General features: G+C 34.5%; 11 protein-coding genes and 3 tRNA genes. 3 read left to right on the forward strand and 11 right to left on the reverse strand.

What is annotated here, in order from left to right; genetic code table 11:
- Positions 1 to 82: 82 nt before the first annotated feature.
- The 8 genes from ACGH47_RS10405 to znuA form a co-directional block, all read right to left on the reverse strand.
- A tRNA-Lys gene (locus ACGH47_RS10405) sits at positions 83 to 158 on the reverse strand.
- A 136-nt stretch (positions 159 to 294) separates the two neighbouring features.
- Positions 295 to 1,029, reverse strand: coding sequence for a tol-pal system protein YbgF (gene ybgF, locus ACGH47_RS10410; RefSeq protein WP_267351458.1), 735 nt, complete (start codon positions 1,027 to 1,029; stop codon positions 295 to 297).
- 58 nt (positions 1,030 to 1,087) lie between these two features.
- The gene (gene pal / locus ACGH47_RS10415; RefSeq protein ID WP_267351457.1) at positions 1,088 to 1,567 is read right to left on the reverse strand and encodes a peptidoglycan-associated lipoprotein Pal; all 480 of its coding nucleotides are present in this window, start codon (positions 1,565 to 1,567) and stop codon (positions 1,088 to 1,090) included.
- Between the two features lie 172 nt (positions 1,568 to 1,739).
- Positions 1,740 to 3,050 carry a Tol-Pal system beta propeller repeat protein TolB gene (gene tolB, locus ACGH47_RS10420; protein ID WP_411590616.1) on the reverse strand — a complete coding sequence of 437 codons (1,311 nt, stop codon included), beginning with the start codon at positions 3,048 to 3,050 and terminating at the stop codon, positions 1,740 to 1,742.
- A 396-nt stretch (positions 3,051 to 3,446) separates the two neighbouring features.
- On the reverse strand, positions 3,447 to 4,259 hold the full coding sequence (gene mutM / locus ACGH47_RS10425) for a bifunctional DNA-formamidopyrimidine glycosylase/DNA-(apurinic or apyrimidinic site) lyase (RefSeq protein WP_267351453.1): 813 nt from the start codon (positions 4,257 to 4,259) through the stop codon (positions 3,447 to 3,449).
- A gap of 10 nt (positions 4,260 to 4,269) precedes the next feature.
- Positions 4,270 to 6,609, reverse strand: a complete 2,340-nt coding sequence (gene mrcB, locus ACGH47_RS10430; protein ID WP_411623369.1) for a bifunctional glycosyl transferase/transpeptidase — start codon at positions 6,607 to 6,609, stop codon at positions 4,270 to 4,272.
- Positions 6,610 to 6,724: 115 nt separating this feature from the next.
- On the reverse strand, positions 6,725 to 8,086 hold the full coding sequence (gene mepM, locus ACGH47_RS10435) for a murein DD-endopeptidase MepM (RefSeq protein WP_411590605.1): 1,362 nt from the start codon (positions 8,084 to 8,086) through the stop codon (positions 6,725 to 6,727).
- Between the two features lie 31 nt (positions 8,087 to 8,117).
- Positions 8,118 to 9,068 (reverse strand): zinc ABC transporter substrate-binding protein ZnuA, encoded by a 951-nt coding sequence (znuA, locus tag ACGH47_RS10440; protein WP_267351448.1) that lies wholly within the window; start codon positions 9,066 to 9,068, stop codon positions 8,118 to 8,120.
- Positions 9,069 to 9,160: 92 nt separating this feature from the next.
- Here znuA and znuC point away from each other — a divergent pair, with 92 nt between their 5' ends.
- The 3 genes from znuC to ACGH47_RS10455 all read left to right on the forward strand — a co-directional run bounded on the left by znuC (position 9,161) and on the right by ACGH47_RS10455 (position 12,379).
- Positions 9,161 to 9,934 (forward strand): zinc ABC transporter ATP-binding protein ZnuC, encoded by a 774-nt coding sequence (gene znuC, locus ACGH47_RS10445; protein ID WP_267360448.1) that lies wholly within the window; start codon positions 9,161 to 9,163, stop codon positions 9,932 to 9,934.
- 1 nt (position 9,935) lies between these two features.
- Complete coding sequence (gene znuB / locus ACGH47_RS10450) at positions 9,936 to 10,733, forward strand: zinc ABC transporter permease subunit ZnuB (RefSeq protein ID WP_267351445.1); 798 nt, start codon at positions 9,936 to 9,938, stop codon at positions 10,731 to 10,733.
- A gap of 122 nt (positions 10,734 to 10,855) precedes the next feature.
- Positions 10,856 to 12,379 carry a YifB family Mg chelatase-like AAA ATPase gene (locus tag ACGH47_RS10455; RefSeq protein WP_267351443.1) on the forward strand — a complete coding sequence of 508 codons (1,524 nt, stop codon included), beginning with the start codon at positions 10,856 to 10,858 and terminating at the stop codon, positions 12,377 to 12,379.
- A 5-nt stretch (positions 12,380 to 12,384) separates the two neighbouring features.
- On the opposite strand, the gene ACGH47_RS10460 is transcribed toward ACGH47_RS10455, so the two are convergent.
- The 3 genes from ACGH47_RS10460 to ACGH47_RS10470 all read right to left on the reverse strand — a co-directional run bounded on the left by ACGH47_RS10460 (position 12,385) and on the right by ACGH47_RS10470 (position 13,019).
- Entirely contained in the window at positions 12,385 to 12,723 is a 339-nt protein-coding gene (locus ACGH47_RS10460; protein ID WP_065557810.1) for a DUF413 domain-containing protein, read from the reverse strand.
- Positions 12,724 to 12,858: 135 nt separating this feature from the next.
- Positions 12,859 to 12,934, reverse strand: a tRNA-Trp gene (locus ACGH47_RS10465).
- Positions 12,935 to 12,942: 8 nt separating this feature from the next.
- Positions 12,943 to 13,019, reverse strand: a tRNA-Asp gene (locus ACGH47_RS10470).
- Between the last annotated feature and the right edge of the window lie 112 nt (positions 13,020 to 13,131).

Raw genomic sequence — 13,131 nt, forward strand, 5'->3', positions numbered from 1 at the left:
TTTAATATTATTTCCGATAAATATGATCACTAAGATTTGTTAAATTCAATTGATTGCTAATTTGATTTTGAAAGAGAAAAAGTGGTGGGTCGTGAGCGATTCGAACGCTCGACAAACGGATTAAAAGTCCGCTGCTCTACCGACTGAGCTAACAACCCATTATGAAGAGACGCTTTGCACCTTTTTTGCTATAGGTACAAGCAATTTCGGGTTGCTATATTACTTATAATTATTAGGTAATGCAACCCTTTTCTGAAAGCTTTTTTTCAAAAGCTGGTTTTTCATACGTTTTGACTAAAGTGAAGCGAGTTTCTTTTTGGCAAGGTTCACTGCATTTTTATCTTTAGGGTATTTATTGACTACTTGTTGAAAAACAGCTTTAGCATTCTTATTATCTCCTTTTTCAAGTAAAATCAAGCCTACTTTATAAAGACTATCTGGTGCTTTCGCTGAGTTTGCAAAATCTTTCACTACCGTTGCATAATGAAACGTCGCATCATCTTTTTTACCTTGCTTATAATAAACTTGACCAAGCCAATAATTCACATTAGCACGATATATCGATTTTGGGTAAGTTTCTAAAAACTTTTTAAAAGCTAAAATGAGTTCATTACTTTGATTAGCATCACTAATAAATTGCATAATAAAATTATAATCGGTTTTATCATTTCCTGTGGTTGTCCAATTTATTAAATTTGATGAAGTTGCACTCGATTCAGTTTGGGTAGTTTGTGATGCTGATTGATTAGATGAGTTGTTAGTTTGATTTGATGAGAATTCGGTACCATTGGTCATCTGTTGTAAAATCATTTTTTGACGTTCAATAGTCTGATTTAGTTGATATTTGGTATCTTCCAATTGACCACGTAAGGTATCCACGTCTGATTGTAAATCACTAATCTTTTGCTGACTCTCAATCAATAACTGTCCTTGTGCTTGTATCATTCTTTCTAATTCAGCATTACTTGCTGCATAACCGTAACCGGTAAACAAAAGCAATATGAGTGATGTAATTATTTTTTTATGCATAAATGAAAACTCAATATGAAAAATTAACGGCTGAACATTCAGCCGTTATGAAATATAATTAATATACAACAACCGCTCGACGATTTTTAGCGTACGCAGCTTCATCATGACCTAATACGGCAGGTTGCATTTTACCAAATGATCTTATCAGCATTTGGCTAGAAGAGACACCATTCGCTTGTAGATAAGAAGCAACAGCTACAGCACGGCGTTCACCAAGTGCAATATTATATTCTGGTGTTCCTCGTTCATCAGCATGCCCTTGAATCACAACTTTCATTGAAGTATGAGCACGTAAGAAACCTGCATGAACATCTAACATGCGATTATATTCAGGTTTAACATTATATTTATCAAAATCGAAATAGACAGTATTCATTTCTTGTTGTTGTAATCTTGCAAGCAAAGCACGATCTTCTCTTGTTAAAGTATCGCTAAAATTACCATTCGCGTCGGTACCATTTTTAGAAGAACATGCTGTCAAAGCAATTAATGGTAAAGCTATAGCTGCTACCTTAAGATATTTAGAGAATTGCATTGTAATAACTCCTTTGTGTTTTTAAATAAATTAATATTTATTTTTAGCCGATCCAACTGATTTCAAATATCGTTTGTTACCAGTTTGGAAATAAAGTTGATATATTATATTTCTTAACTCTTCAGTATAAATTGAATATTTATTATTTTAATTTATCAAGTTCGACAGTAATTTATAAATAAGGTGACCAAGATGGAAATTTCACTTGTCCATCTGATACGGGTAATTCAGCTTTAAAAAAGCCATCAGTCGATACAAGATTCAAAATCGACCCTAATCCTTTCGTCGAACTGTAAATAATCATGGTACCATTTGGCGCAATACTTGGAGTCTCATCCAAAAATGTATCAGTCAATCTTTGGTAGGTTTTGGTTGCCATATCATATTTCGTGATGTGTTGTTCACCATTGTTAGTTGAAATCATTGCAATAAACGATCCATCTGGAGAAACACGAGCATTCTGATTTTGAGTATTATCCCATGTTAATCTTTGAGGTGTACCACCATTTATATTGATACTGTAAAGTTGTGGACGTCCAGCTTGATCTGACGTATAAACAATTGTTTGGCTATCTGGCATCCAAGAAGGTTCAGTATTATTACTTCGACCAGTTGTAATTTGAGTGATTTGTTTAGAATTTAAATCTTTAATATAAATATTTAAGTTACCATCTTTAGAAAGTGCAAATGCCAACTTTGTACCATCTGGCGAAAATGCGGGAGCACCATTATGTCGAGGGAAAGAAGCAACGGTTTCAATGGCGCCGTTTTCTAAATTTTTCATGACCAATGCAGAATTTCCACTTTCGAAAGTAACAAACGCTAATTTTTTACCATCCGGAGACCAAGTTGGTGACATAAGTGGGGCTTTAGAACGATGAACGGTTACTTGATCATAACCATCATAGTCTGACACTCTTAATTCATGCGTGTACGGCCCTCTGTTGGTCTCTACAACATAAGCGATGCGTGTTCTAAAGGCACCTTTAATTCCAGTAAGTGATTCGAATATCTCATCACTTGCCGAATGTGCGGCCAAACGCACCCAACGTTGACTTATTGTAAATTGGTTTTCAGCCAAAATAGCACCCGGTTTATCAACGGTGTCGATTAATTGATAAGTAATGTGGTATTTCCCTGAAGCATCAGGTTGAATTGAACCGACGACAACAGCTGAAACGCCAAGATTTTTCCATACAGCAGAATTAACTTCAGATGCGGTTGTCGGTTTTTGTGGCATATTTGCGATATCGATTGGATTAAATTTACCGCTATTGCGTAAGTCAGATGCAATAATATTTTCAATTATTTGGGGTGGTTCTCCCGATCCTGTCCATTTAAATGGTGAAACAGCAATAGGCTTTGCGGTACTGACACCTTCAGTAATATTTATTTGAATCCCTGTATTATCTGCCCAACTATTACTGATTAAAGCAAATAAAAATATAGAACAAATTATCAAAAAGCGAGAGGCGTATTTGATCATCTTAAATTCCTTAAATTAAACATAAATAACTACGTTAGATTCACTATATATTAGTAGTTGGAGAAAAGTAATAAAAATTAAAACATACGATTATTATCACTTAAAAATGGCAATTTTTATATTTCAACAATTTCTACATACTTTTTCATTAAGAAAGATAGCTGATATTAAATAACAAGTCTATAGTATATGGAATAAAAAGGTTAATATAATTTTAACGCTTTTTTTGTTAAAAAGATTGGTTATGCTAATTTAATTTTTGAGTTATCAAAAAAAGAAAAATAATTGTTTTAAAATTAAAAATTTTCTAACTGTCTGAAAAGATGTTTTAGCCTAGTGTGTTTATTAACATATTTATTGTTTTGAAAAAAATAAGTATCCATTTGTTTTTTACTATTTTTGACAATTATCACAAAAAAAAGTATTCCGCTGACCTATTTTTTGCGATTTTATTATAGTTTTGCAATTATGGCATTCTTGACCTTCTCGCCCATATACTTGTAATTTTTGAGCAAAATAACCAGGCTTTCCATTAGATTGAAGAAAGTCTTTTAGTGTCGTTCCACCTTGTTTAATCGATTTAGTCAGAACTTGCTTGATCGCTGAAACTAATCTTTCAAACTCGACTAATTGTAATGAATTCACTTTTCGATTGGGATTAATTTTTGCCATATGCAACGATTCCGATGCATAGATATTTCCTACACCAACAACAATATGATTATCCATAATCCAACTTTTAATTGGTATTTGACGATTTTTCGCTTGCGCCAACAGATACTCTGCTGAAAACGCATCACTCAAAGGCTCAGGCCCTAAATGGTTTAATTGAGAAACCTCTTCAAGCGAATTAGCCCAGAGCCATGAACCAAAACGTCTTGGATCAGTATAACGCAATACAACACCATTTTCTAAAACCAAGTCTATATGATCATGCTTTGCTACTTCCTGTTGTTCATCAAGTAAAATACGCAAACTACCTGACATTCCCAAATGAATGATAATCCAATTATGTGCTAGTTGTATCAACAAATATTTTGCACGTCTTTTGACATCCAAAATGACTTCTCCATGAGAACGATGAATGAGTTCATCAACAGGCCAACGTAAATTTGGTTGCCTAACTACTATTTGCTTTATAGTTTGCCCTTTTAAATAAGGCAAAATACCTAGGCGACTTGTTTCCACTTCGGGTAATTCAGGCATTTTATTTCACCTAATTATTTAACATTTCAGTGACCCAAGTTGGTACTTGCTGACTTGGAGTCGGTTGATTATTGTTGTTACATAAGCTTTGTGTATTGGTTGTCCAAACAGGTAATTTTCGACCACTACGATCATCACATTGCCACTGACCATTATCATCTATCGATAACATATAGATATTTTGAGGTATCGGGAGCGATAACCTTTTAGGTGGATTATTTTGTAAGTATTCACTATATATTTTTAATGCACCTGTTGCACCTGTTAATTTCATTGGCGAATGGTCATCCAACCCAATCCAAACAACAGCGACATTTTTACCATCAATTCCTGTAAACCAACTATCACGAGAATCATTACTGGTTCCGGTTTTAGCAGCTAAGTTAAATGATCCATATTTTCGTTTTAGAGACCGTGATGTCCCCGATTCCACAACTTGTTGCATAGCATAAGTTGTTAAATAGGCTGATTGCTGTGAAACAGCTTGAATCTGTTTAGGATAGTTTTGATATACCAATTCTCCCTTATCCGTTAGTACATATCTTAAAATAGATAACGGCGAACGTTGTCCATTGTTTGCAATCGTTTGGAACATTTGTGCTGTTTCTAAAGGTGTTAACTCTAAAGCACCTAATAACCGTGAAGGTAGATTCGTAATACGATCACTTGGCACACCCAATGCTTGCAGGGTATTTTTAGTCGCATCAAGACCAAGAGCCATCCCTAAGTTGACGGTTGGTACATTTAACGAAAGTGCTAAAGCATCCACTAACATGACACGATCACGAAACTTACGATCATAATTTTTCGGTTGCCAGTACGAACCATTATCAAGCTTTATTGAAAGTGGTGAATCATCCAACCACGTATTAAGTTGAAAACGATCCGGTTGCCCTAATGCTGTTAAATATGTTGAAGGCTTAGCAAGTGAACCAATTGCTCTTCGGGTTAACCATGCACGGTTGTAACCAGGATAACGAGGCTCTGCACTACCAATAATTGCACGAATTTCGCCGGTTTCTCGGCTAACAATAACCATGGCTGTTTGTAAATCTTTATTAGTTGATTTACGTAATTTTTCAATTTCATTCGTAACTGATTGTTCTGCCGCTGCTTGGGCAACAGGATCAAATGTCGTAAAAATCTTCATTCCTGAAAGGTGATCTGCTTTATCACCTAATTGCTTTCTTAATTCACTACGAACAACTTGCATAAAAGCAGGTTGTGGCGAAATAACACCACCTTTTGGTAAAACAGATAGTGGGCGCTGACTTAATAGATTATATAACTCATCATCAATAATTCCTTGTTGCTCGGTCAGCTTTAGAACAACATTTCGGCGTTCTAAAACTTGTTTAGGTTGCGTCCAAGGATTATATAACGAAGCCCCTTTTACCATTCCAACTAGAACTGCTTGCTGATCGAGCGTCAATTCATTAACAGGACGACCAAAATAGTAAAGGCTAGCAAGTGGAAAACCGTGGATCTCCTCACTCCCAGCTTGTCCAAAGTAAACTTCGTTTAAATACAACTCTAAGATACGTTCTTTACTATAACGAGCATCAAGAATCATCGCCATATAGGCTTCGCGTATTTTACGGCTTAAACTACGTTCATTAGTTAAAAATAAGTTTTTTACAGTTTGTTGAGTTAACGTACTTCCACCTTCAGTACGGCCCGTGGTAAGGTTGACATAAATTGCTCGCCCAATCGAATATAAACTCACGCCATGATGATCATAAAAACGTTTATCCTCAGTAGCAACTAAAGTTTTAATCAATGAATCAGGAAATGCTTTGAGAGGAACAAATAAACGTTGTTCTCCATTAGGTGAGTGCATCATTGTAATTAATTTTGGATCGATCTTAAGTAATCCAAAATCACGTCCTGTATCTAAATTAGTAATACGATCTATTCGATTATAATAGAACGTAATTCTAACTCGAAAAGCTTGTTCTTCACCATCAGGAAAAGTAAAAGGGCGACGGTATATTTCAACAGCATCATTACTGACGATGAATTCACCGGGTCGAGTAGCTTGTGTATCCTGTTGTCGATATTGTGCACCTATTAACAACGTTACAACATCGCTTAAACTGTATTCACTTTCCGGCTCAAGATCGATAATTTGACCATAAACAGCTGCAGGTAATTCCCAAACATTACCATCTATGCGTTCTTTTATTTGTTGATCGAGATAAATACCATACATTACGGTCACAGCCACAAAAACCAGAAACAGTTTAAATAGCAATGACAAAAATCGGCGCCAAAGTGAGCGTTTTTTATTTTTATTTTTTTTTACTTTTTGAGTAGGTTTCTTTTTTGTAGATTTAGTCGAAGTATTCAAAGCTCACCTAAAATTCGTCATAAAATATATTTCGTTATCATAACACAATTTTTCAAAGATATATCTGCCTTGTTTATTTAGCACATATTTAGCTTAAAATGGTGTATCTACAAAATTAATTATTAAATTCTAGTCGTGGTTTAATACTTTTCACTTTCGCAACAAAAGCGTTTTTAGATTTACCTGTTAAACCTTCATCTATAGGTAAATTAGCTGTTAATGGATTCACAGGTTTATTATTGATATGTAATTCGAAATGTAAATGTGGCCCTGTTGAACGTCCAGTATTGCCTGACAATCCTATTTGTTCACCTTGTTTAACCTGTTGTCCTGGTTTAACTAGAATCTTATCTAAATGCATATAAGTCGTCATATACTGACGCCCATGCCTTATAGCGATATAATTACCAGCTGATCCACTATATTTAGCGATCACAACTTCACCATTCCCCACCGATAAGACAGGTGTTCCACGAGATACCGCAAAATCAACACCATTATGAGGCGCTATTTTTCCTGTCACAGGGTGTAAACGACGAGGATTAAATTGAGAAGAAACACGCGCTTTTTTTGCTAATGGATAACGGAAAAAACTTTGGGATAAGCTATCTCCATTAATATCATAATATTTACCGTCATCGGCGAGAACAGCATAATAGTCTTTTGAGCCATTTTTGAAGCGAACCGCTAACAATTGGCTATTCGATAAACGGTCGCCATGCATCTCACGAGACAGAATAACCGAAAATTTGTCGCCAATTTGTAAGCGTTTAAAATCTAATCGCCATTGTAAAGCACGAGTAATAATACCGATTTCAGTGCTAGTTAAACCACTTTTACGGGCATCAGCAATAAAATTAGATTTTATTTCACCTTTAATAACAACTTCTTGTAAAATTCCTTCGACCGTTTCTGAATTCTCAACAAAGTCATTACCCGATTTTTCATACATTCGGATATTGTTGCTTGAGATAGTCCAGTTCAAGTTTTGTAAATTATGGTCATCGTCTGTTGTCCACATCAACTGTTGACCAATTCTTAAATTAGCAAGCTGTTTAAATTTGGACGTTAATTCATAAACATCATTTCGATTTACGTTATAGCGTAATAAAATATCATGTAAGGTATCGCCCCGAACAATGGTATATTGTACAGTATTGTCTTTTTCATCAATGATTTTATCTAAGTCATCTTTGACAATTTCATCTTCCGGTTCATCAGAGGATTCTATCACAGTAGAATTTGAATTACCGTCGACTAACTCAACCTGACCATCTCCAATACTTACAGGCACAGAAGTATTATTCACGGTTGTTTCAACTTGAGGATTCAACGGTATATAAACCGTGCGATCCAAATTCAATGGTCGCCATAATATCGTAAAAAAGATAACAACAAGAAGAACGCCTAATATTGAAAAATAGGGAAATTTCACTTTGCTTTTTTCAATATGACGATTTTCAATCTTTCGAGCCAAAATAAACCTTAACTATTTATTATCTATCTGATTATTTATCTAAACAATCCAACAATTGTTGAGTTAATTTCATTAAAAATTGAAAATACGCATCTTTTGAAGGCATTATATCTGTCCCCAAAGGATTCAATTCTCCAATTCTGACATTTGTTCCATTAACCAATTTTTCAATAACTGCTGGGCTAAACTGAGGCTCTATAAAAACACATACTGCTTGGTGTTCTTTTAACTTTTGTTGAATAGCATAAACTTTTTGAGCGCCCGGTTGAACTGCTGGATTTATAGTAAAACTACCTAGATTTTTTAATCTAAACTGTGATTCAAAATACCCATAGGCATCATGAAATACAAAATACCCTCTATTTTGGACGTTTATTAATTTTTTTGCAATGTTTTGTTCTGTTTCAGATAATTTTATAGTGAATTCGTTTAGATTTTCGTCAATTTTTATTTTTTTATCTGGATAAAGGGTGATAAGTTTATCATGAATGGATTGCGCAATAATTTTCGCTATTTCAGGCGAAAGCCAAATATGTTCATCATATTCACCATGATGATCATGGTCTGATTGATGATGATTTATTTCTTCATGAGAATGATCATCGTGATTAGTTCGAAGCAAAGTCTTAATTGCAGGAATTTCCATTAATTCAATTTGCTTTTGTTTATCGATATTTTTCAATAAGGTTGGCATAAAGGTTTCCATATCTTCACCAACCCAAATAACTAATTCCGCTGACTTAATATTCTTTAAATCAGAAGGTTTTAATGAATAAGTATGAGGAGAAGCACCGTCCGGTAAAAGAATTTCTGCATCAGTGATGCCTGATGTAATAGCTTGAGTAATAAAACCTATTGGTTTAACCGACGATATAACCGTAGCATTAGCATAATTACTTGCGCTTTGTATTATTAATATTGGGGTTAAGATTATTAAATACTGTATAAACAGTTTAAAAGTCTTCACGATATGATTTTTCACGTTATTATCCAATGCTATAATTTATGATAGAATAAAATTTAATATTGTTATAATATAACATAACATTTAGGTGAGCAAGGGCTACCCGTTACATGACTCAATTAATTTCACTTGAAAATGTCTCCGTTGAAATCAATCATCAAAAAATATTAGATAATATTTCATTAGCTATTAAGCTAAATCAGATTATTACATTACTTGGGCCTAATGGTGCAGGTAAATCAACGCTGGTTAAAGTCATATTAGGATTACTACCCCACTCTTCGGGACAGATTTGTCGTTTACCGAATTTAACAATTGGTTATGTTCCGCAATCGATAAATTTAAATCCAACTCTCCCTATTACTGTAAAGCGTTTTATGCGGTTAAATAAACAATTAAAAAATGACGATATTTTAAAAACGCTTTCACTTGTTAAAGCAGAATACTTAGTCGATAAATCAATGCATCAATTGTCGGGTGGAGAATTACAGCGTGTTTTACTTGCTCAAGCTTTAGCAAAACAGCCTCAATTACTTATTCTTGATGAACCGACACAAGGCGTAGATGTTAATGGACAAATTCTTTTATATGATTTAATTGCTAATGCAAAAAAACAATTTAATTGTGGGGTATTAATGGTCTCGCATGATCTCCATTTAGTCATGGCTAAAACGGATGAAGTCATCTGTCTGAATCATCATATATGTTGTTCGGGCACACCTGCTACTGTGTCAAATGACCCTGAATTTGTTTCACTATTTGGTCAACATGGCGCATCACAAATCGCTGTGTATAAACATCATCACAATCACCAACATGACTTATGTAGAACATCGGCTGATCATCAACATGATAAATTAATGCATATAGAAAGGGATCATTAAAATGATTGAATTGTTATTACCTTCTTTGTTAGCTGGATTAAGCTTAACAACCATTACCGGTCCATTAGGAACGTTTGTTGTTTGGCGTAGAATGTCTTATTTTGGTGATACTTTATCTCATGCAGCTCTACTCGGTATTGCTTTTGGTTTTTTATTAAATATTAATCTATTTTATGCAGTAATTCTTGTGACACTGATTTTAGCATTAGGATTACTTTGGCTAGAATCCCAGAAACAACTTCCTATTGATACATTACTGGGTATTCTTGCTCATAGTGCGTTATCTTTAGGTTTAGTTGTAATCAGTCTAATGGGAAACATACGGATTGATTTAATGGGTTACTTATTTGGTGATCTGTTATCGATAACTTACACTGATATCTCTCAAATCGTAATTGGTGTAATATTTATCGGTTTATTATTGATTTGGCGCTGGAATGATTTTCTTTTTATTACCGTTAATGAAGAATTAGCTTTCATTCAAGGTATTAATATTCGATTAACAAAATTAATTCTAACACTCCTATTAGCCTTTACTATTGGTATTGCAATGAAATTCGTGGGAGCACTGATTATCACCTCTTTACTTATTATCCCTGCAGCTACAGCTAGATACTTTTCCAAAACACCTGAAGTAATGGCTATACTTTCAATTATTATTGGAATGATATCGGTATTAAGTGGTTTATTATTTTCATTTCTCTATGACACACCGACAAGTCCATCAGTAGTTTTAAGTAATGCTGGCTTATTTTTTGTGTGTTTATTTGTATCGAAGTTTTTTACTGATAAAAATTAACTATTCAAAGAAAAATGGCAATGTTAATTGGACACTACATCACAATAAATCAATATTAAGCCACTTCTCTCATTTTAACAAAGTAACATAATAAATCATTTTAACCATTAATGATTATTTTTATGTCACTTGCAATTATATACACACGAGCATCTATTGGTATACAAGCACCATTAATAAATGTTGAAGTCCATATTAGCAATGGACTACCAGGCTTTGTATTAGTTGGTTTGCCTGAAGCAACAGTCAAAGAATCCAAAGATCGGGTACGTAGCGCTATTATTAACAGTGGTTTTACGTTTCCTGCCAAGAAAATAACTGTAAATCTATCACCTGCTGATCTTCCTAAAGAAGGAAGTCGTTTCGATCTGCCGATTGCCATTGCAATTTTAGCGGCAACGGAGCAAATTCCTGCTCAGGATTTATCGCAATATGAATTTTTAGGTGAACTGGCGCTATCTGGAAATATTCGCGCTGTGAAAGGTGCTATCCCTGCTGCGATTTCATCACAAAAAAGTCATCGCACATTAATTATTTCAACAGAAAATCAGTCTGAAATTTCTTTAATTCATCATAGCAATGCATTAATCACCAATAATTTATTTGAATTGTGTCAACATCTCAATCATGAAGTGAGTTTATCTAAAGTAAATTACCGTCTAAATGATGATGTAGAAAGTGAAACAGTTAATTTACAAGATGTCATAGGCCAAGAACATGCTAAAAGAGCTTTAGAAATTGCAGCCGCAGGTGGACATAATTTATTGCTTATTGGACCACCTGGAACAGGCAAAACTATGTTAGCCACTCGGTTAACTTCTTTATTGCCGCCATTAACCGATGATGAAGCTCTTGAGAGTGCAGCTATCACTAGTTTAGTCAGTCTAAATGGTTCAATTAAAAATTGGCGTAAACGACCTTTTAGATCGCCACATCATAGCGCGTCAACTGCAGCACTAGTTGGTGGAGGAACAATTCCAAAACCGGGGGAAATTTCACTGGCACATAATGGCGTATTATTTTTAGATGAATTACCTGAATTTAATCGTAAAGTTTTAGATGCGTTAAGAGAACCCATTGAGTCTGGTGAAATTATTATTTCAAGAGCAAATGCTAAAATACGCTTTCCAGCTAAATTCCAACTTATTGCTGCTATGAATCCAAGTCCTACCGGTCATTATCAAGGAACACACAATAGAACGACGCCTCAACAAGTCATTCGTTATTTGAACCGACTTTCTGGTCCATTTCTTGATAGATTTGATATCTCTATAGAAGTACCACTTTTACCAAAAGGTTCACTAAGTCAGAAAAAAGCATCTGCTGAATCAACAGTATCTATTAAGCAAAGAGTTTTACAGGCAAGAAATACACAATTTGATAGGAATAAAAAATTAAATAGTCAATTAGAAGCAAGTGAAATTGAACACTATTGCCAATTATCTGACGATAATAATGAATATTTAGAACAAGCCTTAATCAAGTTAGGACTTTCAGCTAGAGCTTGGCATCGAATATTGAAAGTATCTAGGACAATTGCGGATTTAGAAGGTTCAAAGAACATAGAACGAAAACATATTTCAGAAGCTTTAAGTTATCGTTCTATGGATAGACTGTTAATTCAATTACACAAAAATATTGGTTAACAGAATCAGTCATCATTATCGACAAAATCATCGTTTACATCAATTTGCGGTTTTCCACCCGATAATGTATGAAAACGTTTTGGTTTATTAATACGAGAAAGGTATTTAAGCCAAACTTTTTCAAAATCGGTTGCAGGCTCTTTTTTACCTTTACAAACTGCAACAAATGATTTTTCTTCTGCTGTTGTCGGTTTTTTTGTTTCTGCATCAAGATCTTTAAATGCACAACCATGCTTTTCTAAAATTTGTGCTTCTTTAATAGTAAAATCGCCATGACGAGAAAATCCTCGTGGATAATTTTTATTATCAAAAAAACGTTGTTGACTTACAAAACTTTCAGCCATTTTTTTTCCTCTGGATTGTAAAAGTAGTTGGGCGGAAATTATAATTAACTAAGTAAATCTGTAAATAAATTTTTTTTATTTATATAGATAAAAATAATCAAACGACTAAAATTAAGACAAATTCATGATTTTTTGTGGCAGGGGCGGAGAGTCTCGAACTCCCAACACCCGGTTTTGGAGACCGGTGCTCTACCAATTGAACTACGCCCCTAAATAAGGTGGCGGAACGGACGGGGCTCGAACCCGCGACCCCCTGCGTGACAGGCAGGTATTCTAACCAACTGAACTACCGCTCCACCGTATTTGGTATGATTACATAGTATAACTTAAAATTTAAAAGTCTGGCGGCACCCTACTCTCACATGGGTAATACCCACACTACCATCGGCACTACGGCGTTTCACTTCT

It is taken from the genome of Gilliamella sp. CG16, from assembly GCF_046635785.1.
GTDB classification, from domain to species: Bacteria; Pseudomonadota; Gammaproteobacteria; order Enterobacterales; family Orbaceae; genus Gilliamella; species Gilliamella apicola_I.

Coding starts and splice junctions, on each gene's coding strand:
- ybgF (WP_267351458.1), bottom strand. CDS start 1,029: ATGCATAAAAAAATAATTACATCACTCATATTGCTTTTGTTTACCGGT.
- pal (WP_267351457.1), bottom strand. CDS start 1,567: ATGCAATTCTCTAAATATCTTAAGGTAGCAGCTATAGCTTTACCATTA.
- mutM (WP_267351453.1), bottom strand. CDS start 4,259: ATGCCTGAATTACCCGAAGTGGAAACAAGTCGCCTAGGTATTTTGCCT.
- znuC (WP_267360448.1), top strand. CDS start 9,161: ATGACTCAATTAATTTCACTTGAAAATGTCTCCGTTGAAATCAATCAT.
- znuB (WP_267351445.1), top strand. CDS start 9,936: ATGATTGAATTGTTATTACCTTCTTTGTTAGCTGGATTAAGCTTAACA.
- ACGH47_RS10455 (WP_267351443.1), top strand. CDS start 10,856: ATGTCACTTGCAATTATATACACACGAGCATCTATTGGTATACAAGCA.
- ACGH47_RS10460 (WP_065557810.1), bottom strand. CDS start 12,723: ATGGCTGAAAGTTTTGTAAGTCAACAACGTTTTTTTGATAATAAAAAT.